Annotated in this window: 24 protein-coding genes; 4 read left to right on the top strand and 20 right to left on the bottom strand. The window is 67.4% G+C overall.

Annotated features, from left to right (window positions below):
• The 3 genes from J5F18_RS05710 to ampD form a co-directional block, all read right to left on the bottom strand.
• Positions 1–701: biotin/lipoyl-containing protein (locus J5F18_RS05710; RefSeq protein ID WP_346301357.1), on the bottom strand; the 701-nt coding region annotated here is incomplete at its 3' end.
• A gap of 61 nt (positions 702–762) precedes the next feature.
• Positions 763–3,435, bottom strand: a complete 2,673-nt coding sequence (aceE, locus tag J5F18_RS05705) for a pyruvate dehydrogenase (acetyl-transferring), homodimeric type (RefSeq protein ID WP_346301356.1) — start codon at positions 3,433–3,435, stop codon at positions 763–765.
• A gap of 339 nt (positions 3,436–3,774) precedes the next feature.
• Positions 3,775–4,389: a 1,6-anhydro-N-acetylmuramyl-L-alanine amidase AmpD gene (ampD, locus tag J5F18_RS05700; RefSeq protein ID WP_346301355.1), complete on the bottom strand. Its 615-nt coding sequence runs from the start codon at positions 4,387–4,389 to the stop codon at positions 3,775–3,777.
• A gap of 99 nt (positions 4,390–4,488) precedes the next feature.
• Between ampD and nadC the strand changes: the two genes are divergently transcribed.
• Positions 4,489–5,331 (top strand): carboxylating nicotinate-nucleotide diphosphorylase, encoded by an 843-nt coding sequence (gene nadC / locus J5F18_RS05695; RefSeq protein WP_346301354.1) that lies wholly within the window; start codon positions 4,489–4,491, stop codon positions 5,329–5,331.
• Positions 5,332–5,337: 6 nt separating this feature from the next.
• Here the strand turns inward: nadC and J5F18_RS05690 are convergent, their stop codons facing one another.
• Positions 5,338–5,877 carry a GNAT family N-acetyltransferase gene (locus J5F18_RS05690; protein WP_346301353.1) on the bottom strand — a complete coding sequence of 180 codons (540 nt, stop codon included), beginning with the start codon at positions 5,875–5,877 and terminating at the stop codon, positions 5,338–5,340.
• A gap of 101 nt (positions 5,878–5,978) precedes the next feature.
• On the opposite strand from J5F18_RS05690, the gene tsaA reads away from it, so the two are divergent.
• Positions 5,979–6,734, top strand: coding sequence for a tRNA (N6-threonylcarbamoyladenosine(37)-N6)-methyltransferase TrmO (tsaA, locus tag J5F18_RS05685; protein ID WP_346301352.1), 756 nt, complete (start codon positions 5,979–5,981; stop codon positions 6,732–6,734).
• Between the two features lie 36 nt (positions 6,735–6,770).
• Here the strand turns inward: tsaA and J5F18_RS05680 are convergent, their stop codons facing one another.
• From J5F18_RS05680 to dapA, 13 genes are all read right to left on the bottom strand, one after another.
• Positions 6,771–7,631 (bottom strand): AraC family transcriptional regulator, encoded by an 861-nt coding sequence (locus tag J5F18_RS05680; RefSeq protein WP_346301351.1) that lies wholly within the window; start codon positions 7,629–7,631, stop codon positions 6,771–6,773.
• A gap of 104 nt (positions 7,632–7,735) precedes the next feature.
• Positions 7,736–8,332 carry a nucleotidyltransferase family protein gene (locus J5F18_RS05675; RefSeq protein WP_346301350.1) on the bottom strand — a complete coding sequence of 199 codons (597 nt, stop codon included), beginning with the start codon at positions 8,330–8,332 and terminating at the stop codon, positions 7,736–7,738.
• Entirely contained in the window at positions 8,322–9,296 is a 975-nt protein-coding gene (locus J5F18_RS05670) for an XdhC family protein (RefSeq protein ID WP_346301349.1), read from the bottom strand. The genes J5F18_RS05675 and J5F18_RS05670 overlap by 11 nt, the downstream gene beginning before the upstream one ends.
• Before the next feature lie 37 nt (positions 9,297–9,333).
• Positions 9,334–10,611: a benzoate/H(+) symporter BenE family transporter gene (locus tag J5F18_RS05665; protein ID WP_346301348.1), complete on the bottom strand. Its 1,278-nt coding sequence runs from the start codon at positions 10,609–10,611 to the stop codon at positions 9,334–9,336.
• Between the two features lie 40 nt (positions 10,612–10,651).
• The gene (locus tag J5F18_RS05660; protein ID WP_346301347.1) at positions 10,652–11,455 is read right to left on the bottom strand and encodes an enoyl-CoA hydratase/isomerase family protein; all 804 of its coding nucleotides are present in this window, start codon (positions 11,453–11,455) and stop codon (positions 10,652–10,654) included.
• Between the two features lie 26 nt (positions 11,456–11,481).
• The gene (locus J5F18_RS05655; protein ID WP_346301346.1) at positions 11,482–13,011 is read right to left on the bottom strand and encodes an AMP-binding protein; all 1,530 of its coding nucleotides are present in this window, start codon (positions 13,009–13,011) and stop codon (positions 11,482–11,484) included.
• Complete coding sequence (locus J5F18_RS05650; RefSeq protein WP_346301345.1) at positions 13,004–13,531, bottom strand: (2Fe-2S)-binding protein; 528 nt, start codon at positions 13,529–13,531, stop codon at positions 13,004–13,006. The genes J5F18_RS05655 and J5F18_RS05650 overlap by 8 nt, the downstream gene beginning before the upstream one ends.
• The gene (locus J5F18_RS05645) at positions 13,515–14,360 is read right to left on the bottom strand and encodes an FAD binding domain-containing protein (RefSeq protein ID WP_346301344.1); all 846 of its coding nucleotides are present in this window, start codon (positions 14,358–14,360) and stop codon (positions 13,515–13,517) included. The genes J5F18_RS05650 and J5F18_RS05645 overlap by 17 nt, the downstream gene beginning before the upstream one ends.
• Positions 14,357–17,347: a molybdopterin cofactor-binding domain-containing protein gene (locus J5F18_RS05640; RefSeq protein WP_346301343.1), complete on the bottom strand. Its 2,991-nt coding sequence runs from the start codon at positions 17,345–17,347 to the stop codon at positions 14,357–14,359. Before J5F18_RS05640 ends, J5F18_RS05645 begins: the two co-directional genes overlap by 4 nt.
• 249 nt (positions 17,348–17,596) lie before the next feature.
• Positions 17,597–18,310 carry a phosphoribosylaminoimidazolesuccinocarboxamide synthase gene (purC, locus tag J5F18_RS05635; RefSeq protein WP_346301342.1) on the bottom strand — a complete coding sequence of 238 codons (714 nt, stop codon included), beginning with the start codon at positions 18,308–18,310 and terminating at the stop codon, positions 17,597–17,599.
• A gap of 56 nt (positions 18,311–18,366) precedes the next feature.
• Entirely contained in the window at positions 18,367–19,161 is a 795-nt protein-coding gene (locus J5F18_RS05630; protein ID WP_346301341.1) for an MBL fold metallo-hydrolase, read from the bottom strand.
• Positions 19,161–20,126: a lipoprotein, NlpB gene (locus J5F18_RS05625; RefSeq protein ID WP_346301340.1), complete on the bottom strand. Its 966-nt coding sequence runs from the start codon at positions 20,124–20,126 to the stop codon at positions 19,161–19,163. The genes J5F18_RS05630 and J5F18_RS05625 overlap by 1 nt, the downstream gene beginning before the upstream one ends.
• 42 nt (positions 20,127–20,168) lie before the next feature.
• Entirely contained in the window at positions 20,169–21,053 is an 885-nt protein-coding gene (dapA, locus tag J5F18_RS05620; protein WP_346301339.1) for a 4-hydroxy-tetrahydrodipicolinate synthase, read from the bottom strand.
• 196 nt (positions 21,054–21,249) lie between these two features.
• Between dapA and J5F18_RS05615 the strand changes: the two genes are divergently transcribed.
• On the top strand, positions 21,250–21,723 hold the full coding sequence (locus tag J5F18_RS05615; protein WP_346301338.1) for a peroxiredoxin: 474 nt from the start codon (positions 21,250–21,252) through the stop codon (positions 21,721–21,723).
• Positions 21,724–21,766: 43 nt separating this feature from the next.
• Here the strand turns inward: J5F18_RS05615 and J5F18_RS05610 are convergent, their stop codons facing one another.
• The gene (locus J5F18_RS05610) at positions 21,767–22,867 is read right to left on the bottom strand and encodes an AI-2E family transporter (RefSeq protein WP_346301337.1); all 1,101 of its coding nucleotides are present in this window, start codon (positions 22,865–22,867) and stop codon (positions 21,767–21,769) included.
• Positions 22,864–23,112, bottom strand: a complete 249-nt coding sequence (locus tag J5F18_RS05605) for a sulfurtransferase TusA family protein (protein ID WP_346301336.1) — start codon at positions 23,110–23,112, stop codon at positions 22,864–22,866. The genes J5F18_RS05610 and J5F18_RS05605 overlap by 4 nt, the downstream gene beginning before the upstream one ends.
• Positions 23,113–23,255: 143 nt before the next feature.
• Here J5F18_RS05605 and J5F18_RS05600 point away from each other — a divergent pair, with 143 nt between their 5' ends.
• Complete coding sequence (locus J5F18_RS05600; protein WP_346301335.1) at positions 23,256–24,719, top strand: M48 family metalloprotease; 1,464 nt, start codon at positions 23,256–23,258, stop codon at positions 24,717–24,719.
• Between the two features lie 150 nt (positions 24,720–24,869).
• Here the strand turns inward: J5F18_RS05600 and nadA are convergent.
• Positions 24,870–25,679: quinolinate synthase NadA (nadA, locus tag J5F18_RS05595; RefSeq protein ID WP_346301334.1), on the bottom strand; the 810-nt coding region annotated here is incomplete at its 5' end.

Raw genomic sequence — 25,679 nt, 5'->3', positions numbered from 1 at the left:
CCGGAGAGGTCCGGCACGCGGATCTCGCGGCGCTCGGGCTCGCCGGAGGCGGCCGCTTCCTGCGCTTCCGCGGGTTCGGCGGCGGCTTCGGGCTCCGCGGCGGCCGGCTCGGCATCGTCGCTCCCCTCGCCGGCTTCCCCATCACCGATCTCCATGGTGCCGATGACATCGCCCTCGGAGACGGTGTCGCCCTCCTTGACGGCCAGCGACAACAGCTTGCCGGCATGGGGGCTCGGCACGTCCATGGAAGCCTTGTCGGACTCCAGGGTGATCAGGGTCGCCTCTTCCTCGACCTCGTCGCTGGAACCACCCAGGTCGGGCACCTTGATCTCCACGGTGCGCTTGCTACCGCCGCCGGCCTTGGCCGCCGGCTTCTGCGCGGCGGGCTCGGGTGCCTTGCCGGGTGCTGGCTCAGCCTTCTGCTCGGCCTTCTGCTCGGCCGACGGCTCGGCGTCGTCGCCGCCCTCGACCGCCAACTCGACGATATCGTCACCTTCGGAGACAGTGTCGCCCTCCTTCACCAGCACCTTGACCACCTTGCCGCCCCGGGGGGACGGGACGTCCATGCTGGCCTTGTCGGACTCCAGCGTGATCAGGGTGTCCTCGGCCTCGATCACATCACCTTCGGACACCGCAATCTCGATGATTTCGACATCCTCGCTGCCGCCGATGTCGGGAACTTTGATGATTTCGCTACTCAAGGTCGCGCTCCTTCAAACTCATGCCTGGAACGGGCGGGCCCGGGGCCCGCCGCTGGGCGGATCAGTCGGTCAGCGGGTTGGGCTTGGCCGGGTCGATGCCATACTTCTTGAGGGCCTCGCCCACCACTTTGCGATCCAGCTCGCCGCGCTCGGCCAGGGCCTTGAGAGCGGCCACGGTCACGAAATGGCGGTCGACCTCGAAGAAGTGGCGCAGCTTCTCGCGGGTGTCGGAACGGCCAAAGCCATCGGTACCCAGTACGTGGTAGTCGGTCGGCACCCAGGCGCGCACCTGGTCGGCGAAGAGGCGCATGTAGTCGGTGGAGGCGACCACCGGTCCCTCGCGTCCCTCCAGGCAGCGAGTGACGTGGGGCTTGCCCGGCTGCGCCTCGGGGTCGAGGAAGGCCTCGCGGTCCAGGGTCAGCGCCTCGCGGCGCAGCTCGTTGAAACTGGTGACGCTCCAGATGTCGGCACCCACGCCCCAGTCGTTACGCAGCAGCTCGGCGGCCGCCTCGACCTCGCGCAGGATAGTGCCGCTGCCCAGCAGCTGGACGCGTCCCTTCTTGCCCTCGGTCTCGCGCAGCAGGTACATGCCCTTGACGATGTCATCGGCGGGCACCGTCTCGAGCTCGGGGTGCTCGTAGTTCTCGTTCATCACCGTCAGGTAGTAGAAGCAGGGCTCCTTGTCGACGAACATCCGCTTAAGGCCGTCCTGAACGATCACCGCCACCTCATGGGCGTAGGTGGGATCGTAGCTGCGGCAGTTGGGAATCATCGCCGCCTGCAGGTGGCTGTGGCCATCCTGGTGCTGCAGGCCCTCGCCGTTCAGGGTGGTGCGCCCAGCGGTACCGCCGACCAGGAAACCTCGTGCCTGCAGGTCCCCGGCCGCCCAGGCCAGATCGCCGATGCGCTGGAAGCCGAACATCGAGTAGTAGACGTAGAACGGCAGCAGCGGCAGGTTGTGGTTGCTGTAGGAGGTGGCGGCGGCCATCCATGCGGACATGGCGCCGGCCTCGGAGATGCCCTCCTCGAGGATCTGGCCCTGCTTGTCCTCGCGGTAGAACATGATCTGGCCCTTGTCGACGGGCTCGTACTTCTGACCCTCGGAGGTGTAGATGCCGAGCTGGCGGAACATCCCCTCCATGCCGAAGGTGCGCGCCTCATCGGGGATGATGGGCACCACCTGCTTGCCGATCTGCTTGTCCTTCACCAGGCCGTTGAGGACTCGCACGAAGGCCATGGTCGTGGAGATCTCGCGGCCCTTGGAGCCACCCAGCTGGGAGGCGAAGCTCTTGTCGTCGAGATCGGGGATTGGCAGGGCCTCGAAGTCGCTGCGGCGCTGGGGCAGGTAGCCACCCAGGCGCTCGCGCTGCAGGTGCATGTACTTGAGCTCGGGGGAGTCGTCCTCCGGCTTGTAGTAGGGCACGTCCTTGAGCTGCTCGTCGGTGAGCGGGATGCCGAAGCGATCGCGGAATGTCCGCAGCGCCTCGTACTCCATGCTCTTGACCTGGTGGGCCTCGTTGGCCGCCTCGCCGTCGCCGCTGCCCATGCCGTAGCCCTTGACGGTGTGCGCCAGGATCACGGTGGGGCGACCGTTGGCGTTGTTGGTCGCCTCATGGTAGGCCGCATAGACCTTGAACGGGTCGTGACCGCCGCGGTTGAGCTTCCAGATGTCCTCGTCGGACAGATCCTTGACCATCTCGGCGGTCTCGGGATACTTGCCGAAGAAGTGCTCGCGGGTATAGGCGCCACCGTTGGCCTTGTAGTTCTGGTACTCGCCGTCGACCGCCTCGTCCATGCGCTTCTGCAGGATACCCTTCTTGTCCTTCTCGAACAGCGGGTCCCACAGGCGGCCCCAGGCAACCTTGAGGACGTTCCAGCCGGCACCGCGGAACACGCCCTCGAGCTCGTCCATGATGCGCGAATTGCCGCGCACCGGACCGTCGAGACGCTGCAGGTTGCAGTTGATCACGAAGATCAGGTTGTCGAGCTTCTCGCGGCTCGCCAGGTGGATGGCACCCAGGGACTCAGGCTCGTCGCACTCGCCGTCGCCCATGAAGCACCAGATCTTGCGATCATGCATGTTCTTCATTTCACGTGAGTGCAGGTACTTCATCACGTGGGCCTGGTAGATGGCCTGGATGGGACCGAGCCCCATGGAGACGGTGGGGAACTGCCAGAAGTCCGGCATCAGCCAGGGATGCGGATAGGAGGACAGGCCGTCGCCGTCCACCTCCTGGCGATACTTGTCCATCTGCGCTTCGGTCAGGCGCCCTTCCAGGTAGGCACGGGCGTAGATGCCCGGCGCCACGTGGCCCTGGATATAGACCAGGTCGCCCTCGAAATCACCGTTGGGCGCGCGGAAGAAGTGGTTGAATCCGACGTCATAGAGCGTCGCCGCCGACATGAAACTGGCGATGTGGCCACCCAGCCCCGGGTTCGCGCGGTTGTTGCGGATCACCTGGGCAATGGCGTTGTAGCGGATCAGGGAGCGGATGCGGCGCTCCATGAAGAGGTCCCCGGGCATCGGCGCCTCGCGGTGCACCGGAATGGTGTTGCGATGCGGGGTCGTGGCCGAGAAGGGCGCCTGGGTCCCGTCGCGGCGCAGGCGATCCGCCAGGCGGGTCAGCAGGTACCGGGCGCGCTCCTCGCCCTCGCGATCCAGCACCGATTCCAGGGATTCCAGCCATTCCGTGGTCTCGATCGAATCGTGATCTTCTCTTGCATCCAGACTCATATAACGTCTCTCCGAATGACGATGTGGTGTCGTGTGTCCCGCGGTACAGGTAGCAGGGTGCCCTCTCTTGTGGAGAGGCCTACACGCCACATGCCGGGGGTTGTGTAGTATTTTTACAAGGCGACGCAATCAATCGGCCGTTGGCGCGAAGGGAAGATACCGTAAATGCCCTCTTCTGCCAATTCAAGGAATGATGGAAATAGTTTCCATATAAATACATTGCACCGAAACACAAGGCATTAGGCCCGAATCCCACCTCGGGACTCAACCTAGGTCAAAGGGTTGTAGCTAAACTACCGTATGAATATCGACACCTTGAAAATCTGTCGACCTCGCGAATCAGACTCCTGAATGTTCGTTGCTTTCCGTGTTTTTCCCGCTTCCCCGCCGCAGCTGCTGCCTGAAGAAGGCCCAGTCGAAGGCGGGGCCGGGGTCGGACTTGCGCAGTGGCGCCACCCGCGCGTGGCTGGTGATGCGCGTCCCGTCCAGCGCCGGGTAGTCGGCCAGCAGGGCGGCGGTGACCCGGGCCAGGGAGCGGTACTGGGCCAGGGCGTAGGGGGAGACCTCGTCGCCCTCGAGCTCGATGCCGATGGCGAAGTCGTTGAGCGCCGAGCGCTCCCTCTCGCCATCGCGCCAGCGGGAGCGGCCGGCATGCCAGGCGCGACGCTGGAAGGGCACGAACTGCACGCACTCGCCGTCGCGGCAGATCAGCAGGTGGGCCGAGACCCGCAGCTGGGCGATCTCGGCGAAGTAGGGGTGGGCGTCGGGATCCAGGCGGTTGGTGAAGAGTCTCTCGATATGCTCGCCGCCGAACTGCCCAGGCGGCAGGCTGATGGCGTGCAGCAGCAGCAGCGAGACCTCGCCTTCCGGCCGCTCATCGCAGTTGGGCGAGGGCACTCGCCGCGCCGTCTCGAGCCAGCCCGCCGCGTCGATGCGCGGCACTCCATCGTCCATCCTTTCCCCCTGACGCCTGCCCACTGGATTCCCTATAATGGCCGCCCCGACGCCATCTGCCCAGCCGCCCCGCCGCGGCCCAATCCGAGAGACGCCCGCATGGACTACCAGGACGCCCTTGCCGAAGAGATCCGCGACGCCGCCGCCCGCCTGCTGGCCGAGGACGTGGGTTCCGGCGACATCACCGCCCAGTTGATCCCGGTCGAGCAGCAAGCCCGGGCCCGGGTGATCACCCGCGAGGCCTGCGTGCTGTGTGGCGTGGCCTGGGTCGAGGAGCTGTTCCGCCGGCTGGACGCCACCGTGACCCTGTGCTGGAGCGCCAGCGACGGCGACCGCCTCAAGGCCGGCCAGGCCTTCCTGGAGCTGGAGGGCCCCGCCCGCAGCCTGCTGACCGGCGAGCGGGCGGCGCTGAACCTGCTGCAGACCCTCTCCGCCACCGCCACCCGCACCCGCCACTTTGTGGACCTGATCGAGGGCACCGGCGTGCGCCTGCTGGATACCCGCAAGACCCTGCCAGGGATGCGCCTGGCCCAGAAGTACGCGGTGACCTGCGGTGGGGGGCACAACCACCGCATCGGCCTGTGGGACGCCTTCCTGATCAAGGAGAACCATATCGCTGCCTGCGGCGGCATCGAAGCGGCGGTCGAGGCGGCGCGCGGCATCGCGCCCGAGGCGCCGGTGGAGGTGGAGGTGGAGACCTTCGCGGAGCTGGAGCAGGCGCTGACGGCGAGGGCCGACATCATCATGCTGGATAACTTCGGCCTCGACGACATGCGCGAGGCCGTGAAGCGCACCGCCGGGCGGGCCGTGCTCGAGGCCTCGGGGAACGTCGACGACACCACCCTGCGCGGCATCGCCGATACCGGGGTGGATTGCATCTCCAGTGGCGCCCTGACCAAGGACGTCAAGGCCATCGACCTGTCGATGCGTCTGATCGATTGAGAGGCATCAGGTCTCCACGGCGATGAGGCGTTTCTCCAGCCTCTTTCGACACAGCCGCTCGCCGTCGCGCTCCACCCACTCCTCGGCAATCTCCTGCCAGCCACGCCGGACCAGGCTCTCCGCCAGCATCAGGCTCGCTTCGATACTGGCCCGGGCGTGGCCGTGCTCCATCAACAGGCGTTCGGCATGAATCAACAGCGTCGAGCCGATGCCGCGTCGCGACAGCGACGGCCAGACGTAGAGGGTGACGATCCGCCCCCGGGGCAGGTCCATCTCCAGGAAGCCCACGCAGCGTCCGTCGCAGTCGGCCACCAGGGTGGTGTGCAGGGCCTGACGGGCGGCCCAGGCGCAGGCATCCCGCGGCAGGGCCGAGGCCCAGGCCTCGCGCTCGGCGAGGCTATAGCGCGCCATGGCCCCCTGCATCACGGCGTGGTGAAAGACCTCCGCCTGGTCGGCGGCATCTCGGGAGCGGGCCTGGCGGTAGCGAATCCGCGGCCCCGGGGTCGCCCCCCCTCCGGTCGTGGAGGCACTGGCTGTCTGGCTCATGGCGGTCCTGTCGAAACCTGACTGTAGCCGGGAGACTACACAAGCCGGCCGCGGGCGCCAATCCCCTCGCCGCGGGGCCTCGGGGCGGGCATAATCCGCCCATGACCGAGACGCCCCCTCCCCCCGCCTTTACCCTGTCGCCGATCGGCATCATCGAGAGCGACTATCCCGACAAGTTCGGCATTCCCCGCCAGCCGGGACTCGCCTCGGCCGCCCGGGCCAGCCTGCGCCTCGTCCCGCCCTACGATGACCCCCTGGCGGTGCGCGGCCTCGAGGCCTTCAGCCATCTGTGGCTCACCTTCATCTTCCATCTTAGTCCCGAGCCGGCCGGTCCGGGAGACTGGACGCCCCTGGTGCGCCCGCCGCGGCTGGGCGGCAATGCCAGGGTCGGGGTCTTCGCCAGCCGCAGCACCCACCGTCCCAATCGCCTGGGGCTATCGCTGGTGGAACTCGTCGAGATCGACACCCGCCGCGGCGTGCGCCTGGTACTGGGTGGCGCTGACCTGGTCAGCGGCACCCCGGTGCTCGACATCAAGCCCTACCTCCCCTGGGCCGAGGCGCGGCCCGAGGCACGGGCCGGCTTCGCCCCCGAGGCCCCGCCCCGGCTGCCGGTCGACTTCACCCCCGAGGTCGAGGCGGCGCTGACCGGTCGTGCCGACGGCGAGTCGCTGCGCGCGCTGATCCGCCAGGTGCTGGCCCAAGACCCGCGTCCCGCCTATCACCGGCGCACGCTGGGCGGCGATCATGACCGGATCTATGGCGTACGGCTGCGCGACGTGGACGTGCGCTTTCGGGTCTTCGCCAATGTGCGTGACGGTATGCACCTGCGAGTGATCGAAGTGCTAGATGCCGAATAGCAGGCAACTTGCCGAGGCTCCCGCCGCCTTATCGCCTCATGACACCTGGGAAGCGTAGTTATCGATCACCTTCTGGTACTGGCTGGGCGAGGCGCCGATATGGCGCCGGAAGAAGCGGGTGAAATGGCCCTGCTCGGAAAAGCCCAACGATTCCGACAGGTTGCCGAGGGTACCGCTGCGGCTGTCGGACAGGTAGCGGAACGCCATCTGCATCTTGCCGATATTGGCGAACATCTGCGGTGTCATGCCGGTGTTCTTCTTGAACAGGGTAAAGAAATGCGCCCGGGAAAGGCCGCACTGGCGGGCGATGCCTTCCATGTCCAGTTCCCCCTGGGGATGGTCGAGAATGAACTGGCTCGCCTGGCGAATGCGGGCATCGTAGAAATCGCTGACCGCCCCGACCCGCAGCCTGGCCAGGTGGCGCCAGTCCGAGTGTTTCTCGGTGATCCCGATCAGCAAATCAAAAAGCAGCTCTTCCAGCCTGTCCTGAGGTACCAGCCCGAAAGAGAGCATGGCGTCGATCAGCAGGTCGGCATGATGTCGCATGCGGGGGGTGAGTTCGATGCAGGGGGTGGAGAAGAAGTCGGGTCGGCCACTCAGCGCCAGTCCACGCTGCAAGGCCGCCAGCCAGCTCGGCTCGATGTAGAGCGCCAGGATCAGGGTGTCGCCGGCCCCACTCTGATGATCGTAGAAATGCGGCTCCCAGGCGTTGATAAGCACCGCCGTCCTGTCGGTCAGCGGTAGCCGGCGATCGCGCACCGAGAAGTAGGTATCCTCCCCGGAGACCTTGAGCAGCACATGGCATTCGGAATGGGCGTGAGGCACCAGCGACTCGTCCATGTCCAGCAGGGCAACGCGACCAAAACCGCCATGCAAGATGCGGTGGGCACTCGACATGACGCCCTCGTCAGTGGAAGTGTAAGGTATGCTGGTAGTAGCCAGCGTACCATCTCTTACTCGCGCACCGGCCACAGTCAGACCAAAGTCGCATGGCGAGTCACTCAGCGGCCATTAAGCTCTGCCCGGACCAGATCCACTGGCCGATCCACATCCCGCACGACACCCGGGTCCTGAACCTCGATCTCGATACAGGCATCCCGATGCTGCTGTACCACGGTTCGCGCCCCCTGGTCACCGGCGAGAAGCTCCAGATCCGGCCAGAATCGCCGACCGAACAGCACCGGGTGCCCCGCCTGCCCCCGAAAGCGGGGCCGCACAATCGCCTGATCTGTCGACTGGGTACACAGCAGAGCGAAGCTCTCCCTGCTGACCCAGGGCATATCGCCCAGCATCACCGCCACTGCCGCAGCCTGACTCTCGTCCCTGAGCATGCGGATGCCGGCGGCGAGGCTGGCTCCCATGCCCTGTTCTGCCGTCTCGGCAACAATAGTGCCAATATCCTTGGCAATACCCAGATGGACGGGATCGTCCCCGATACCCACCACTACCCGGATCTCGCCGAAATGTGGCCGGAGAGTCTCCAGCGTGGCGGCCAGCAGCGGCCCACGCTGTGGCAGGTGCGCCAGGCGCTTGTCGTTGCCGAAGCGGCGCGCTCGACCGGCTGCCAATACCAGGGCAACGACGGCGTCAGAGGGCATCGCGGGCTTTCCCGTGGTAGACCCGCACGATATCGGCCACCACGGCCAGGGCGATCTCGGTTGGGGTCTTGCTCCCCAGATCGAGACCGATCGGCATATGGAGGCGATCGATATCGACCTGGGACAGCCCCCCGGAACGCAGCAGCCGTGTGGCGCGGGCATCCGAGGTCCGGCGCGACCCCATCACGCCGATATAGAAGGCCTCGGTCCGCACCGCCTCGATCATCGCCAGATCATCGATGCGCGGATCATGGGTCAAGGCCACCACCGCAGTTGCCGCATGGCAGCCCCCGGCGGCGATAAAGGTCGAGGGCAGCTGTGGCACCACCGTCACCCCGTCGACACTGAATCCTTCACGCATCTCCGGGCGGGGGTCACAGACGATCACCTCGTGACCCAGCGCCCGGGCGAAGTGGGCACAGGCCTCGGCCACCGGCGAGAGGCCGGCCAGCAGCAAGCGCAGCACGGGGCCGATACGGATGTCGACGGACGCGGGACGGCGCACCACGCATGGCCCCTCGACAACGTCATCATCGCGAGCCTGATAGGCACCGGCCTCGACATCGACCCGCCGCACCAGTCGGCGCTGTCCCTGCAGGGCCTGGCGCAGCGCCTCGAGATGCGCCAGCCAGGCGGCATCGGGCGCGCGGTGCTCGATCAGCACCTCGAGCACGCCGCCACAGGGCAGGGCGAGGCGTCGGCTCTCCTCGCGACTTTCGCCGTATCGACGCAGGGTCACCGGCCGGTCGAAGTCGCCGGCGACGACCTCCTCGAGGAAGGCCTCCTCGACACAGCCGCCGGATAGCGAGCCGACATATTGCCCTCCGCGACGCGCCACCAGCATGGCACCCGGCCCACGGGGTGCCGAGCCATAGGTCGAGAGCACGGTGCACAACCAGATGGGGTGGCCATCGCGGCCCCAGGCCAGCGCCTGGGTGATCACCTGATGATCGAGGTCACGCATCACTCCCCCCTCTTGGCTACCGATGGTGCAGCCGCGTTCAATCGGCTACCTGGGTCGTCTCGGTGTCGGGATCCAGCGTCTTCTCGCCCAACAGCAGGGAGATGGCAATCCCGCAGACCAGTGCCCAGAACGGCGAGCTGATGCCCAGCAGGCTGATATTGCTCATCGCCACCACCAGGGCCACGAAGGCACCGACCTGGTGGCCGCGATGGCTCGAAAAGGCATGCTGGAGGGCGGCCAGCAGCACCCCGATCATCGCCAGCCCGGCCACACTGCCGATCAGGGCACTGGGCAGGGCCAGGATGAAGGGTACCAAAGCCCCGGCGAACAGGCCGAAGGCACAGAACAGCACCCCATTGACCAGGGTGGCACCATAACGGGTGCTCTTGTCGTCACCGGCCTGCTCCGAGGAGCAGATGGCGGTCATCGGTCCGGCGATATTGGCATTGTGCCCCCCGAGGAGTCCCGCGAGCATGCCGCCGATACCGCTGACAATGGTCATGGCATTGACCGGCGGACGGTACTCCTCGGCCAGCAGCACACCGGTGGCCTGGGCATTCTCGGCCCCGATCACCAGCGCCGCCAGCGGCACGGAGATGGCCAGGAAGGCGCCCAGGGTGAAGCTCGGCGCGGTGAACTGCGGTGCCACGAAGGCGATGTCCACCTCGGCGGGCTGAACGGCGCCCATGGCGAAAGCCACGATGAGCCCCACCACGGCGGCCACCAGTACCGGCGGCACCGACTTCACGAAGCGTGAGCTGAGGAAGAAGGCCACCACCGCCGTACCGGCAATCCAGGGTGCGGCGCCCACCGCATTCACTGCCCCGATGCCGAAGCGGATCAAGGCGCCCGCGATCATCGCCATGACGATCGGCATCGGTAGCCAGCGCATGATACGCCCCACCACGCCACTGACACCCAGCAGGAGAACGATAGCGCCGCTCATGATGAAGGCACCGACCGCCTCGCTGAAGGGGAAGGTCGCCAGGGCAGTGATCATGATCGCCGCCCCCGGGATCGAGTAGGCCCCGGTGATCGGCATGCGGTAGCGCGAGGCCATGATCAGGCTGATCAGCCCACCCAGGAAGTAGATGGCAAACAGCCAGGCCACCGTCTGTCCATTGGTCAGGTTGCCGGCCTCGGCGGCGCTGATCACGATCAGCGCCGGCCCCGAGCAGCCGAACAGCGCCGCGACGGTGCCGGCACTGATCGACTTGGCCGTGAAGACCCGGGTCAGGTCCTTGAGCAGCGGACGCTTGGCACTCACGTCTGCGCCCGGCGTGGGGCTGACCCCGTTGTTGTCGTGTACTTGCATGGGATTCTCCGGGCGTTGTTGTTATGTCATGGGATTCCGATCATTCACCGGTGAAGACGGCCTTGCGCTTTCCATGGAAGGCCTCGACACCCTCCTGGAAGTCGCGGGACGAACGCAGCCGGCTGTAGCAGTGGCCTTCCATCTCGATGGCCACCGACAGTGGAGCATCCTCGTTGTCGTTGATCAGGCGCTTGGCGGTGCGCTGGGCGAGCGACGAGAAGCCGCGCAGCTCATCCACCAGCGTCTGGGTGGCACTCTCCAACTGGTCATCCGGCACGCACTCGGTGGCGATACCCCAGGCCAGTGCCTGGGCGCCGTCGATACGCTTGGCGCGCATCACCATATGCTTGGTCCGGGTGATGCCGATGATCTTCTGCAGGCGGGCCGATCCCCCAGAGCCCGGGATCTGCCCCAGTTTCTGCTCCGGCAGGGCATAGCGGGTCGTCTCGGAGGCGATGCGGAAATCGCAGGCCAGCGACAACTCGAAGCCGACGCCGAAGGTGTAGCCACGGTTGGCGGCGATCACCGGCTTCGAGCAACGCGCCGGGGCGGCCACGTTGTCGGCCAGTTTCGAGACATGTTCCGGCGAGGCCTCGAGGAACCCCTTGATGTCGCCACCACTGGAGAAGTGTTCGCCCTCGGCGCGCAGCACGATGACGCGCACGCCGTCATGGGCGTCCAGTGCCTCGAACACGCGACGCAGCTCGTCGCGCTGGGGCATCGAGATCACGTTGAGCGGCGGACGGCCGAGGATGATGTCGGCACGCTCGGCCTCGGCATCGACCTGGACCCTGAAGCCGTCGAAGTCGCTGGCCAGGATGGTGTTCACGTCGGTGGTAGTCATGTCTTGGTTCCTTGTCGGTTTGCTGGTCAGTGGGGTTGTGCGCTGGGGGTATCCTGTTCGCGCAGCACGCGGCGCAGGATCTTGCCCACGGGGGACTTGGGAATCTCGTCGACGAAGACGTAGCGCCGCGGGCGCTTGAAGCGGGCCAGCCCGGAATCGACGCAGTGCCGGTCGAGTTCGCTTTCGTCGAGGGCCTGTCGGGCCTTGACGAAGGCGGTGACCACCTCGCCCCACTGCTCATCGGCCAGCCCCACCACCACGACCTCTTCCACCTGGGGGTGCACCGAGAGCACATTCTCGATCTCCACCGGGCTGACGTTCTCGCCGCCGGTGATGATCAGGTCGTCGACCCGGCCGGTGACGAACAGGTCGCCGTCGGCGTCGAAGTAGCCGGTATCGCTGGTGAAGTACCAGCCCTCCTTGAGCGCCTTGCGGTCGGCATCGGGGCGGTGCCAGTAGCCTTGGAAGGCCTCGTCGCCGGCCATGTCGGCGATGATCTCGCCCTCTTCCCCCACGCCCAGGATCTCGTCCGGCGACTCGGCGCCCACCCTGACCACTCGGATGCGTTGGTTGAGCGCGGGCCGACCCGATGAGCCCGGCTTGTCACTGGCCCGTTGGTCGATGGTGAAGGTATAGATCTCGGAACTGCCGTAGTGGTTGACGAACAGGCTGGGCTGGAAGGCCTCATGAACACGGACCATCAACCCCGCACTCATCGGCGCGCCGGCGAAGCCCAGCTTGTCGACGCTGGCTACCCGTGACGGTGAGAACTCGGGGTGCTCGATGAGCATGTGGTAGAGGGTCGGCACCAGGTAGAGGTTGGTGACGCCCTCACGCTCGATGGCGTCGAGCGTCGCCGCGGGATCGAACCTCGGCACGCAGACGAAGTGGCCATCGATCAGTGCCATCGACAGCAGCGAGCGCACGCCCATGGTGTGATAGAGCGGCATCACCCCCAGGGTGCACTCGTCATGGCGATAGAGGTTCTGGGCCACATGGGCCAGCGCTGCGGTGCGCTCGGCGCGATGCAGGCGTGGCACGCCTTTGGGCTTGCCGCTGGTACCCGAGGTGTAGAGCATCAGCGAGACATCCTCGGCATCGGCACGCAATACCAACTCACCGTCCACACCGAGCAGGGCATCGAAGTCATGGGCACCGATGTCCTCGACCCCTCCAGCAGTGATGCGTGGCAGCCGCTGTGCCTCGGGACAGCCGTTCACCGCTTCGGCCACCGAAGCGTCATAGGCGAGCGCCTTGACCTCGGCATCCTCGATGCAGTAACTCAGATCCCGGGCCGTGGATCGCCAGTTGAGGGGGGTGACCACGATCCCGGCGAATTGGCAGGCCCAGTGCAGGGTCGCCATCTGCCAGCGGTTCTGCATCACCACCAGCAGACGGTCTCCCTTGGCCAGGCCCATCGCTTCGAGGCTCCTGGCCACGCTCTGGATATCGGCGAACCATTCGGCATAGGTCTTGCGTAGCTCGCCATCGGAAATGGCGATCGCCCGAGGGCGACGCTCCACCGAGGCAAGAAAACTGCGACCAAGATCAAACATCGTTGTTCTCCTGTTGACTGTCAGGCACGGCCGCCTCGCGGCGCGTCCGGGCCACGTCGAGTACCGCCTGGACCATGCCGGTATAGCCGGTGCAACGGCACAGATGACCCGACAGCATGTCGCGCACCTGGGCCTCGCTGGGGTCGGCCACACGGTCCAGGAACTCCTCGCAGGACATCAGAATCCCTGCGGTGCAGAAGCCGCACTGCAGGGCGTGATGACGCCGGAAAGCCTGTTGCAGATCGGAAAGGCCCTCCTCTCCTGCCAGCGACTCGACGGTGTCGAGCCGCCGACCCTCGGCCTGTACCGCGAGCATCAGGCAGCTGCGGCTGGCGCGACCGTCGACGCGTACCGTGCAGGCCCCGCACACGCCATGCTCACAGCCCACGTGCGTGCCGGTGGCCCCCAGCTCGTGGCGCAGGAAGTCACACAGCTGGGTACGGGGCTCGGCGTAGCCGCTGCGCTCGCGGCCATTGAGGGTCAGGGTCACGCGAATGCGCTGGTCAGCTCTGGCGTGCATGGGCAGGCTCCTCATCGGTTGGCGCTCCGGCGATCACCTGCCCGCCGAGCTCGCGGATCATCTGGCGCCGATAGGCGGCCGAGGCGTGGTGGTCGTCCTCGGTCTCCAGCGACCAGGCAAAGGCATTCAGGGCGTCCTCCAGCGGCAGGTTGCTGGGCAGGATCATGCTCACCGGACGGTCGGCGACCCCGCCGACCCCGAAGGTGATACGTTGGCCCTCGATCACGGCGGCCAGCGCGACAATGGCGAAGTCGCCATGGCGCATGGCCACCTCGAGGAAGCGGTACCCCACGCCCGGCCTCGCCAGCGGGAAGCGCACTTCGGTGATCAGTTCGCTGGGTCTGCGGTCGGTGGTCAGCACGCCCTGGAAGAAGTCGCGGGCCGCCACCCGCCGCGCCTTGCCGCGGTGGTTCTCGAGCACCACCTCGCCGCCCAGGATGGTCAGACACAGTGGCAGCTCGGCACTGGGGTCGGCATGGGCGATCGAGCCGCATACCGTGCCGCGGTTACGGGTCTGCCAATGGCCGATCCAGGGCATCGCCAGGGCCAGCAACGGGACCGCCTCGGCGAGACCGGGGTACTCGAGTAGTTCGGCCTGGGTCACCCCGGCACCCACCGCCAGATGATCGTCACGACGCTCGATGTAGTGCAGATCCTCGATACCGGCGATATCGATCAGTTGCTTGGGCTGGGCCAGGCGCATATTGAGCACCGCCATCAGCGACTGCCCACCCGCGATCAGTCGCGCCTCATCCCCATGTTCGTGAAGCAGCTCGCAGGCCTCGCGACGGCTCGCGGGGCGCAGATAATCGAAAGCAGCAGGTTTCATGAGCGACCTCCCCGGCCGGCGAACAGGGTCTTGAGGCGCTGCCACAGCGACAGCCGTGGTGCGGCGCCGCCCATGCGCTGGGCCAGGCGCGCGAAAATCTGCCCGATGATCATCCGCGAGGCGCTTTGCAGCATGCGCCCGCCCACCGAGGCGACCTTGCCGCCCACGGCGGCGTCGTAGTCGTAGTCGAGTCGTGTCTGGCCGCCCTCGATCTCGGTCAGCCGAATTTGCGCACTGCCCTCCGCCGAGCCCATGGTGCTGGTGCCGGCCCCGGAGAGCCGCAGACCGTGCGGAGGGTCGAGGTCGGAGAGTGCCACCCGCGCATCGAAGCGCGCGCGGATCATCCCCACGCCGACGGTGACATCGGCGCGGTAGGCGTTCTCGCCGGTAAGTTCCAGGGCATGGCAGCCAGGGATGATCGCCTGCAGGGTCTCGGGATCGAGCAGGGTGTCGAAGACCGCCTGGGGGCTGCCCGGCAGCGTCACCGAGTCGCTGGCGGTGAGCCGCGAGCCGCCACCGGCTGCGGGAGCCGTCTGATCCTCGCCCACTCCTTGGGGCCGCGCAGGCTCCTCGATACCGATCAGCGTGCGCACCTTCGACGGCGTCAGCGGCAACTCGATGTCCGCGATGCCCAGCGCGTCGGCCACGGCATTGGCGATGCACACCGGGGTGCTCATGTTGTTGCCCTCGCCGACCCCCTTGGCACCCAGCGGGGTGAACGGCGACGGCGTCTCCCTGTGCAGAATCAGTGGTTCAGGCACCTCGACGCTGGTCGGCACCAGGTAGTCGGCAAAGGTGCCGGACTGGAAGCTGCCATCGTCGCCGTAGGCAAACGCCTCCATCAGTGCCGCCCCAAGCCCCTGGGCGAAGGCCCCGCGCACCTGGCCATCGACCAGATCGGGATTGAGCAGGCGGCCGGCGTCATGCAGGGTGACATAACGGTCGAGCCTCACCTTGCCGGTGATGCGGTCGACCTCCACCCCGCAGTAGTCGAAGATGAAGCCATAGCAGAGCGAGCTGTTGATACGATCGTCATCGTCCGGCGCTTCGAGCTGGGGCGGCGACCAGAAGGCCGTCTCGCGCAACCCGCCCGGCTCGCCCTCGGGCAGTGTGCCCGGCGCCCAGTGCGTAGCGCCCGCCAGGCGGCCAAAGGGCATCGTCAACTCGCTATCGACCACCCTCACCTGCCCCTCGGCGAAGCGGATGCGGGTGGCCTCCACCTGCCACTGGGCGGCGGCGATGCCGGCCAGGCGATCGCGCACCTTCACCGCCGCCTGGTAGACCGCCCCGGCCACGGCGCCTGAGAAGCGGCTGGAGTAGTTGCCCGAGGCGATCGACCAGGCGTCCTTGCCGGTATCGAGCTCGACATTGACGCTGATCGACTCCAGCGGCACCCCGAGCACCTCGGCGATCACCTGGGCGACCACCGTGCGATGCCCCTGCCCTTGCGGCGTCGACGAGACATGGGCGCTGACGTCGCCTAGCGGACCGACGCTGATCGTGGCGGTGCTCACCGCCCCGTTCTTGGGACCGGCCTTGCGCCGCTCCTCGGGTGTCATGGCGGTGGTGATATACCCCATGTTGGAGATCGAGGGTTCCACCGCCACGGTGTAGCCGATGCCATAGAGCCGCCCCTCGCGGCGGGCTGTCTCACGACGCGCCAGCAGTTCGTCCAGTCCCCCTTCGCGAACGCCCTGCTCTACTGCAGCGGGATAGTCACCGGAGTCGAGCAGCGCACCGGCGGCGGCCCGGTAGGGAAAACTGCCGGTAGGCACCAGGTTGCGACGGATCACCTCGAGAGGATCGAGCCCAAGCTCCACGGCGATCCGCTGCATCAATCGCTCGAGCGCGAAATACACCTGGGGGCCACCGAAGCCGCGGTTGAGCCCGGTGGGCGTCTTGTTGGTCAGCGCGACGCGGTTGCGCACAACAAGATGCCGGATCGCATAAGCACCGGTCAGGTTGCCGTGCATGCGGTAGAAGGTGGCCGGTTCCGGCGCACGCAGGTAAGCGCCGCAGTCGTCGACCTGATCCCAGCGCAGGGCGGTGACTCGCCCATCGCGAGTCACCGCTGCCTCGATCTCGGTGACGCGATTGGTGGCCGAGGAAGCCCCCTGCAGGTGCTCGAGGCGATCCTCCACCCACTTCACCGGAGCGCCGGCCTTGCGGGCGGCCAACCCCATCATCACCACATAGGGAAAGACCCCCTGCTTGATGCCGAAGCTGCCACCGGAATCCGGCGGGGTACGCAGCCGAAAGCGGTTGCCGGATACCTTGAGGGCACGAGCCATCACCGTATGCAGCGCATAGGGGCCCTGGAAGTTGGCCAGCACATCGTAGCTGGCACTGGCTGGGTCATACTCGGCGAGCACCACGTAGCACTCCATCGGCGTACAGGAGCTGCGCGGCACACGCACCTTGAGTGCGACACGATGCTCGGCCTCGGCGAAGGCCTGCTCGGGCTCGCCATAGCGAAAGTGGCGTTCGCTGACCACGTTGCTGCCGACTTCCTCATGGAGCAGCGGGGCGTCGGCTGAGATGGCCGCCTCGGTATCCACCGCGACGGGCAGCGCCTGGTAGTCGACGCGGATGGCGTCGAGGGCGTCCTCGGCGAGGTAGCGGCTCTCGGCCATCACCACGGCGAGCGGCTCGCCGACATAGCGCACCTTGTCGACTGCCAGGCACCAATGCTCCATGGGCTGGCGCACGCCGACCGGAAAGGGCCGCGCCCAGCGCTTGATATCCTCGCCGGTCAGGACGGCGTGCACGCCAGGCATGGCCAGCGCCGGTGAAACGTCCAGGCCGACCAGCCGGGCATGGGCATGGGGTGAACGCAGCACGGCGGCATGCAGGGTGCCTGGCGCCACCGCCAGGTCGTCGGCATAGCGGCCGTGCCCACGCAGCAGAGCATCGTCCTCGACACGCGGCTGCCGGCGGCCGATCTGGCCCGACTGCCCCTCCCGCAAGGCTGGCTCGAAAGCGTTCATTCACTCCTCCAGGATGGCCGTATCGGAATCGGTTGCCATCTGGAGAGGAGTCTATGGAGTCGCTCGCCGATCGGCCTTGCCCGGCGGGATGGAGTTTGACCCTAGCATCGGCAGATTTGCCCGAGAGTCTGAATTGCGACCAAAGGATAAGGTAGCGTCGCCAGTGCAGACACACCATTTTCGAACGCAGGAAGGCGGCCCTTGGGCCGCCTTCCTGTCATGACGCTGGGGTCCCTCGTCAGCCCTGACTCAGTCGAAGTCGACACCGATCCGGCGGCCGACCTCCTCATATGCCTCGATCACGCCGCCCAGGCCCTGGCGGAAGCGGTCCTTGTCGAGCTTCTCGCGGGTCTCGGCGTCCCACAGCCGGCAGCCGTCCGGGGAGAACTCGTCGCCCAGCACGATCCGCCCCTCGAACAGGCCGAACTCCAGCTTGTAGTCCACCAGCAGCAGGCCGCCGTCGGCGAACAGCGCCTTGAGCACCTCGTTGACCTTGAAGGTGAGCGCCTTCATCTCGGCCAGCTGCGCCGGCGTGGCCCAGCCGAAGGTCTCGGCCAGGGACTCGTTGATCATCGGGTCGTGCAGGGCGTCGTTCTTGAGGAACAGCTCGAAGGTGGGCGGGATGAGCTCCTGCCCCTCGCTGACGCCGAGGCGCTTGACCAGGCCACCGGCGGCGAGGTTGCGCACCACGCACTCCACCGGGATCATCTCGAGGCGCTTGACCAGGCTCTCGGTGTCGGAGAGACGCGTCTCGAAGTGGGTGGGGATGCCCGCCGCGGCCAGCTTCTCCATGATGAAGGCATTGAAGCGGTTGTTGACCATCCCCTTGCGCGCCAGTGACTCCATGCGCTCGCCGTCGAAGGCGCTGGTGTCGTCGCGGAATTGCAGGATGACGCGGGCGGGATCATCGGTGGCGAAGACCGACTTGGCCTTGCCGGCATAGAGTTCTTGGCGCTTTTCCATGGGAGCCTCCAGAGGCTGCAAGCAGCGAATAGGGAAAGGGATGACGGTCGGTGGGATCAGCCGAGGGACTGCCACGCCAGGCCCGCGTCCTGGCAGGCGACCCTCAGCCGAGATTCATCGCCGTCGAGCAGTGGCACCAAGGCCTCCCGGGCCAGCTCGGGGCGGTTGTTGTGTTCGGACAGGTGCGAGCAGACGATGTGCTGCAGGCGGTCCAGGCCAAGCCGGGGAAGCAGCGCCGCCGCCTGGGCGTTGGCCAGGTGCCCCCAGTCACCGCCAACTCGCCGCTTGAGCCGCGGCGGATAGGGCCCCTCGGCGAGCATCCGGACGTCGTGGTTGCACTCCAGCACCAAGGCATCGCAGCCGGCGAAGGCCTCGGCCACATGCTCGGTGGGGTGGCCCAGGTCGGTGAGCACCCCGAGGCTGTACCCACCGCCGCGGACGCGAAACTGCACCGGCTCCCGGGCGTCGTGGGGCACGGTCACCGGGTCGACGGTCAGGCCCTTCACGGCGAAACGCGCCTGGGGAGTGATCCAGCGGCGGTCGGGCAGCTCGCCCAGGCGACCCGAGGCCCAGGTACCGGGGGTCAGCCACACCGGTACGCCATGGCGGCGCGCCAGGGGCCCCACCCCGCGGATGTGGTCGCCGTGCTCATGGCTCACCAGCAGCCCATCGAGCTGGCGCGGGTGCAGCCCGAAGCGGGCCAGGCGCCGCTCGGCCTCGCGTAGGCCGAAGCCGCAGTCCACCAGCAGGTGGGTCTCGCCGTCGCTGACCAGGGTGGCATTGCCCTTGCTGCCGCTGCCCAGGGAGGCGAACTGCAGGCGACCCCGACGCGGGGCAGCGTCCGCCGTCATCAGCGCAGCAGGCCCGCCACCCGCTCGAGCAGCTCGCGCTGATCCTCGGGGCTGAAGCCGCGCTCGCTGGCGTTCTCCGCCCGCAGCACGGTCTGCTCGGGCCCGACCGCCTCCAGCACCAGGCGGATCTGCTGGTGCATCTGGCGCACATCGGGGCTGAAGACGATCTGCAGCGGGTTACGGTTGCGCTCGGTGACCGTCATGTAGCTGATCAGGAACGCATGGCCCGCCGGGTCGCTCTCGAGCAGCTCGCGGCGCTCCTCCACGGTAAAGTCCTGGCGCAGCTGGTGGTCGAGCTCGGCCCAGGTACGGTCGATGTCCAGCGGGATCTCCACGCGCCACTCGTCGCCACGCTGAGCGAGGCTCAGGCGCGCGTCACCGGCCAGGCGCTGGGCGGCCAGCGACGAGGCGCTGGCGGTAGCACTGAACGCCCCGAAGTACTCTTCCAGGGCGTCCAGGCAGGCACCCACCGGGGCCCCAGCCTGGTCGCAGCGCACCTCGCTGTCGCCGGCGCGCAGGCCCTGGCGCACGCTGAGCCGCGCCTGGCCAGTCTCGATCACCCCGCGGGAGGAGTCGCTGACCTGGATGCTCAAGCCGCGGCTGCGGGCGAAGTCCTCGAGCCGGGGCCAGACGCTGCCCGGATCGGCGGCCACCACCAGCCAGGCATCACGGCCGATGGTGCGGCGCTCGACAAATTCGCGCTCCACGGCGCGGCCCGCACCCAGAGCCTGGGGGCTGGGGGCCCGGAAGCGACCGTCGGGGGGGTCGAACTCGCCGGCCGCCTGGGGCACCGGCATGGCATCGCGGTAGCGCTGAGGGTCCCGGGTCTCGGGCAGCGTCAGCGACGGGGCGGTGCGCGCCTCGGCGTAGTCGAGATTGCGGTCATGATAGTAGCCGCTGTCGCGGGCGCAGCCCGCCAGGGCGATGGCCACCAGCAGCGGAAGCCATTTCAGCGCAGAGTTCATTCCACCTTGCATCCAGTTCTCCAGGTTCCGGCGCAGCAATGATCAGTCTTCGATCACGCCGGCCAGCTGCAGGGCCTCGCTGATCGTGGAGTGGTACTTCTCCGAGAGCCAGGTCAGCGGCAGGCGAATGCCCGGCTCGATCAGTCCCATGCGGTAGAGCGCCCACTTGACCGGGATCGGGTTGGACTCGATCCCAAGGTTGGTGTGCAGCGGCATCAGCCGGGTGTTGAGTTGATGGGCACGGTCGGTATCGCCGGCCACCGCCGCGACGCACAGCTCATGCATGGCCCGCGGCGCCACGTTGGCGGTCACCGAGATGTCGCCATGGCCGCCCATCAGCATGAAGTCGCAGGCAGTACCGTCATCGCCGGAATAGAGCATGAAGTCACTGCCCTTGAGGCGTGCAATCAGGTCCTCGGCGCGCTCCAGGTTGCCGGTGGCATCCTTGAGGCCGACGATGTTGTCCACCTCGGCCAGGCGCAGTACGGTCTCGTTGTAGAGATCACAGGCGGTACGACCCGGCACGTTGTAGAGGATCACCGGCAGCCGGCTGCCCTCGGCCACCGCCTTGAAGTGGCGATAGAGCCCCTCCTGAGTCGGCTTGTTGTAGTAGGGACAGACTGACAGGCAGTAGTCGGCCCCCACCTCGCTGGCGTAGCGGGCCAGCTCCACGGCCTCGGAGGTGGCGTTGGCGCCGGTGCCGGCGATGACCGGAATGCGGCCGTTAACCTCCTCCACCACGGCGCGAATAACGTCGAAGTGTTCGGCGAACGACATGGTGGTGGGTTCACCGGTGGTTCCGGCGGCCACGATGCCATCGGTGCCGTTGTCGAGGTGGAAATTCACCAGGCGACGCAGCGCCTCCCAGTCGATGTCGCCATTGACCTTCATCGGCGTCGCCAGGGCGACGATACTGCCAGTGATCATCCTCTCAATCCTCTCGATTCGACAACTGCGCCTCGGCCCGGTGCCGCCGGGTCGGGAAGGGACAGGGCCCGGGGCCCACATCAAGGGTCAAATGGTACTCAGCCGGCCAGAGCCTGTACAGCGAGGCGCGCCACTTTGACAGCACCACGGCGCTTGCGTGTAATCAACCTCTCCAACCAACCCTCAGGAGACTCCCATGAGCGTCAGCATCGGTCAGCCGGTTCCCGACTTCACCGCCACGGCCACCGGCGACACTACCGTGACCCTCTCCGAGCTCGCGGGCCGGCAGGTGGTAGTCTACTTCTATCCCAAGGCCAGCACCCCGGGCTGTACCACCGAGGGCGGCGACTTCCGCGACCGCAAGGAAGCCTTCGACGCCGTCAACACCGTGATCCTCGGCGTCTCCCGGGACGGTATCCGCGCCCAGGAGAACTTCAAGACCAAGCAGGGCTTCAACTTCGAACTGGTCTCCGACAAGGACGAGGCGCTGTGCGGGATCTTCGACGTCATCAAGCTCAAGAAGCTCTACGGCAAGGAGCACCTGGGGATCGAGCGCAGCACCTTCCTGATCGATGCCGAGGGCAGGCTCGCCCGGGAATGGCGCGGGGTCAAGGTGCCCGGCCACGCCCAGGAGGTGCTGGAGGCCGCCCAGGCGCTGCATGACGGCTGAGCCGCGCCCGGCTGAGTGCCTGGCGTGAGCACGCGCCGGGCGCTCACTCCTCGGCCAGGGCCTCGGCCGCCTCCTCGCGCTTGTGCTGCTGGATCCCCCGCGGCCAGGCATAGACCAGCGCCTTGAGCAGGGTGGCCAGCGGAATCGCGAAGAAGATCCCCCAGAACCCCCAGATCCCGCCGAAGAAGAGCACCGCCACGATGATCGACACCGGATGCAGGTTGACCGCCTCGGAGAAGAGGATCGGCACCAGCACGTTGCCGTCGAGCGCCTGGATGATGCCGTAGGCGATCAGCACGTAGGCGAACTCGCTGGTCATACCGAAGTGGAAGCCGGCCACCGCCGCCACCGGCAGGGTGGCCACCGCCGCCCCGATGTAGGGCACCAGCACCGAGAAGCCCACCAGCACCGCCAGCAGGGCCGAGTAGGGCAGCCCGAAGAAGGCGAAGGTGAGGAAGGAGACGGTGCCGACGATGATGATCTCGATGAACTTGCCGCGCACGTAGTTGGCGATCTGGTCATCCATCTCGTTCCAGATGCGGGTCATCAGGGTGCGCTTCTGGGGCAGCAGCGAGAGGGTGAAGGCTACCAGCGTCTCGCGATCCTTGAGCAGGAAGAAGACCAGGATCGGCACCAGCACCAGGTAGATGATCAGCGACAGCACGTTGCCCAGCGAGGCCAGCGACAGGGTCAGGGCGCGTTGGCCGAATTGGGTCATCTCGCGGCCGGCCACGGCGATCCAGTTCTGGATCTGATCGGGGGTGATCAGGTGCGGGTAGCGCTCCTGGAGGTCATCGAGCAGCTGCTGGCCGCTGGCGAACATGCGCGGCGTCTCCTGCACCAGCCCCACCAGCTGGTTCCAGATCAGCGGCATCAGGATGAAGGCCAGCGCCAGCAGCATGCCGATGAAGCCCAGAAACACCAGGCTCACCGCCAGCAGGTGCGGCACGTGGCGCCGCTGCAGCCAGCTCACCGCCCCCTGCAGCAGGAAGGCGATCACCAGGGAGGTCAGGAAGGGCGCCAGCATGCGCCCGAAGAGGATCACCGCGGCGAAGCCGAGCACCAGCACCACCAGCAGGATCACCGCCTCCTCATCGGAGAAGTAGTGATCGATCCAGCCCTTGAAGACCGAGCGCAGGGTCATGAAGAGCCCTCCCCGCCCTTGCGGATCCAGTAGTGGTAGACGTCGCCGCGCTCCTCGCGGGCCGGCATCTCGTGGTGGCTCTGATTGATGAAGGTCTCGAAGTCCTGCCAGGAGCCGGCATCGGTGGCCATCACCTCGAGCAGCTGGCCCGGCGCCAGGCGCGCCAGCGCCTGCTTCGCCTTGAGCAGCGGCAGCGGACAGGGCAGGCCGCGGGCATCGAGCAGGTCGTCGGGTTGCAGAGCCATGATCTCTCCGGGAACAATGGGTTGGGTAGCCGCCGGGCGCGAACCGCGCGGCGGCACGGAAACCCTTGGGATTTAAAGGCACTTTACCGGTCGAATCAATGTCAGACCATGGCACCCCGGCCCACCTTCAGGAGACCCCGAGCATGCCGCGCCGTCTTCCCCGACTCGCCATCGGCGCCCTGTGCCTGGCGCTGGCCCTGCCCGCCGCCGCCCAGTGGACCCAGCCCCAGTGGGACAGCGGCGCAGGGCTGCCGAGCCTGGCCAGCGGCGACAGCCAGGCCGCAAGCGGCGAGGAGTTCCGCCTGGGTCGGGCCTGGCTGCGCCAGTTCCGGGCCCGCGCGCCCCTGTGGCAGGACCCCATCGCCCTGCACTACGTGGAGTCGATGATCGGTCGCCTGCTGCCCCACAGCGGCCTGGGCGGCAGCCAGCCGCTGGTCACCCTGGTGGAGAGCCGCCAGCTCAACGCCTTCGCGGTGCCGGGCGGGGTCATCGGGGTGAATGCCGGGCTGTTCGCTTTCGCCGAGGAGGAGGCGGCGCTGGTCTCGGTGCTGGCCCACGAGCTCGGCCACCTCTCCCAGCGCCACTATGCCCGCGGCCAGGCCCGCGCCGAACAGACCCAGGTGCCCGCCATGGCCGCCATGCTGGCCGGCATGCTGATCGCCGCCGCCGGCGGGGGCGACGCCGGTATCGGGGTGGCCATGGGCTCCCAGGCAGCCTTTATCCAGGACCAGTTGGCCTACTCGCGGCGCTTCGAGCAGGAGGCCGACCGCATCGGCCTGCAGGCCATGGCCCAGGCCGGCTATGACCCGGAGGCCATGGTGCGCATGTTCCGCGCCATGCAGCGTATGGCCAGCCTGCAGGGCGGCAACCCGCCGGAGTTTCTGCTCACCCATCCGGTGACCGAGTCCCGCGTCAGTGAGACCCAGGACCGCGCCCGCCAGCTCTCGGTGACCAACCCTCGTGACGACGACCTCCAGTACCACCTGGTGCGCGCCCGGGCCCTGCTGGCCATCCACGAACGTGATCCCGCCCAGGCCGTGACGCGCCTCGCCCAGGACGATGTGCCCGCGGCCGCCCGGCGCTACCTGGACGCCCTGGTGGAGGCGCGCCGAGGCAACACCGATACGGCGCTTTCGGCCCTGGATGCCCTGGCCCGCCAGGAGCCCGACCTGGGCCTGCTGCCCGCCTCTGCCGCCGAGGTGGCCTATGACGCCGGCCGCTACGATGACGCCATCGAGCGCAGCCGGCGGCTGCTGCGGTTGATGCCGGGGCACCTGCCCGCCACCCTGACCCTGGGCGAGGCGCTGCTGCAGCGCGACCCCGATGAGGCGTGGCGGGTGCTGCGCGATCTCGCCGAGCGGCGCCACGAGGACCCGCAGGTGTTTACCCTGCTGGCCGAGGCCGCCGGGCGCAGCGGCCGCGAGGCCTGGGGCCACCTGGCCCGGGCCGAGCAGCTGCAGCTCACCGGGCGCGTCAGCGAAGGCATCCGCCAGCTCGAGGTGGCCCGGCAGGTGGCCGAACGGGAGGGCGACGCCGCGGTCACTGCCCGCATCGAGCAGCGCCGCGAGGCCTTTATCGGCTACCGGGAGACGCTGGAGAAGTTCTAGCGCCGCCCTTCGGGCAGCGCCCAGCTTCAAGCGCCTAGCGCCCAGCCGCTTAATTACGGGCGGCAGGTGCCAAGGAAGAAAGCAAGAAACCCTGCCGGTTTCCACATTCGGCAGAGTTTCCTGGTTTCCATCCCAAGCACCGGCTGGGCGCTAGGCGCTAGGCGCTTGGAAGTTCAGCATCCTCTCCAGGGGCTTGAGCGCCGCCCGGCGAAGCTCGGCGTCGACGAAGATCTCGCCATGGCCGTGGCGCAGGGCCTCGGTCAGGTTGTCCAGGGCGTTCATGGCCATCCAGGGGCAGTGGGCGCAGCTCCGGCAGGTGGCGCCGTTGCCGGCGGTGGGCGCCTCGAAGAGGGTCTTGCCGGGGACCGCCTGCTGCATCTTGAAGAAGATGCCGCGGTCGGTGGCCACGATCAGCTTGTCGTTGGGCAGCGCCTGGGCGGCCTTGATCAACTGGGAGGTGGAGCCCGCCACGTCGGCCAGCTCCACCACCGAGGCCGGCGACTCTGGATGCACCAGCACCGCGGCTTCCGGGTAGAGCGCCTTGAGCTCCTCGACCCCCTTGGCCTTGAACTCCTCGTGGACGATGCAGGCGCCGTCCCACAGCAGCATGTCGGCACCGGTCTGCTTCTGGATATAGCCGCCCAGGTGCTTGTCCGGGGCCCAGAGGATCTTTTCGCCGCGGGCCTGGAGGTGCTCGATCACCTCCACGGCGATGGAGGAGGTCACCACCCAGTCGGCACGAGCCTTCACCGCCGCCGAGGTGTTGGCATAGACCACCACGGTGCGGTCGGGGTGCTGGTCGCAGAAGGCGGCGAACTCGTCGGCCGGACAGCCGATGTCCAGGGAGCAGGTCGCCTCCAGGGTCGGCATCAGCACGCGCTTCTCCGGCGAAAGAATCTTGGCGGTCTCACCCATGAAGCGCACCCCGGCCACTACCAGGGTATCGGCCGGGTGGCGGGC

Source organism: Halomonas sp. BM-2019 (assembly GCF_017584085.1).
Note: the sequence above shows the minus strand (reverse complement) of the source record. Positions and strands in the feature narration are given on the sequence as shown.

What these genes read in the sequence shown, in the direction of transcription:
- J5F18_RS05650 (WP_346301345.1), bottom strand. Translation starts at nt 13,531, where the DNA reads ATGCACGCCAGAGCTGACCAGCGCATTCGCGTGACCCTGACCCTCAAT.
- J5F18_RS05665 (WP_346301348.1), bottom strand. Translation starts at nt 10,611, where the DNA reads ATGCAAGTACACGACAACAACGGGGTCAGCCCCACGCCGGGCGCAGAC.
- J5F18_RS05690 (WP_346301353.1), bottom strand. Translation starts at nt 5,877, where the DNA reads ATGAGCCAGACAGCCAGTGCCTCCACGACCGGAGGGGGGGCGACCCCG.
- J5F18_RS05640 (WP_346301343.1), bottom strand. Translation starts at nt 17,347, where the DNA reads ATGAACGCTTTCGAGCCAGCCTTGCGGGAGGGGCAGTCGGGCCAGATC.
- J5F18_RS05670 (WP_346301349.1), bottom strand. Translation starts at nt 9,296, where the DNA reads ATGCGTGACCTCGATCATCAGGTGATCACCCAGGCGCTGGCCTGGGGC.
- J5F18_RS05605 (WP_346301336.1), bottom strand. Translation starts at nt 23,112, where the DNA reads ATGGCTCTGCAACCCGACGACCTGCTCGATGCCCGCGGCCTGCCCTGT.
- J5F18_RS05600 (WP_346301335.1), top strand. Translation starts at nt 23,256, where the DNA reads ATGCCGCGCCGTCTTCCCCGACTCGCCATCGGCGCCCTGTGCCTGGCG.
- J5F18_RS05660 (WP_346301347.1), bottom strand. Translation starts at nt 11,455, where the DNA reads ATGACTACCACCGACGTGAACACCATCCTGGCCAGCGACTTCGACGGC.
- J5F18_RS05655 (WP_346301346.1), bottom strand. Translation starts at nt 13,011, where the DNA reads ATGTTTGATCTTGGTCGCAGTTTTCTTGCCTCGGTGGAGCGTCGCCCT.
- purC (WP_346301342.1), bottom strand. Translation starts at nt 18,310, where the DNA reads ATGGAAAAGCGCCAAGAACTCTATGCCGGCAAGGCCAAGTCGGTCTTC.
- J5F18_RS05675 (WP_346301350.1), bottom strand. Translation starts at nt 8,332, where the DNA reads ATGCCCTCTGACGCCGTCGTTGCCCTGGTATTGGCAGCCGGTCGAGCG.
- J5F18_RS05615 (WP_346301338.1), top strand. Translation starts at nt 21,250, where the DNA reads ATGAGCGTCAGCATCGGTCAGCCGGTTCCCGACTTCACCGCCACGGCC.
- J5F18_RS05645 (WP_346301344.1), bottom strand. Translation starts at nt 14,360, where the DNA reads ATGAAACCTGCTGCTTTCGATTATCTGCGCCCCGCGAGCCGTCGCGAG.
- J5F18_RS05630 (WP_346301341.1), bottom strand. Translation starts at nt 19,161, where the DNA reads ATGACGGCGGACGCTGCCCCGCGTCGGGGTCGCCTGCAGTTCGCCTCC.
- J5F18_RS05610 (WP_346301337.1), bottom strand. Translation starts at nt 22,867, where the DNA reads ATGACCCTGCGCTCGGTCTTCAAGGGCTGGATCGATCACTACTTCTCC.
- tsaA (WP_346301352.1), top strand. Translation starts at nt 5,979, where the DNA reads ATGACCGAGACGCCCCCTCCCCCCGCCTTTACCCTGTCGCCGATCGGC.
- aceE (WP_346301356.1), bottom strand. Translation starts at nt 3,435, where the DNA reads ATGAGTCTGGATGCAAGAGAAGATCACGATTCGATCGAGACCACGGAA.
- nadC (WP_346301354.1), top strand. Translation starts at nt 4,489, where the DNA reads ATGGACTACCAGGACGCCCTTGCCGAAGAGATCCGCGACGCCGCCGCC.
- J5F18_RS05680 (WP_346301351.1), bottom strand. Translation starts at nt 7,631, where the DNA reads ATGTCGAGTGCCCACCGCATCTTGCATGGCGGTTTTGGTCGCGTTGCC.
- ampD (WP_346301355.1), bottom strand. Translation starts at nt 4,389, where the DNA reads ATGGACGATGGAGTGCCGCGCATCGACGCGGCGGGCTGGCTCGAGACG.
- J5F18_RS05625 (WP_346301340.1), bottom strand. Translation starts at nt 20,126, where the DNA reads ATGAACTCTGCGCTGAAATGGCTTCCGCTGCTGGTGGCCATCGCCCTG.
- dapA (WP_346301339.1), bottom strand. Translation starts at nt 21,053, where the DNA reads ATGATCACTGGCAGTATCGTCGCCCTGGCGACGCCGATGAAGGTCAAT.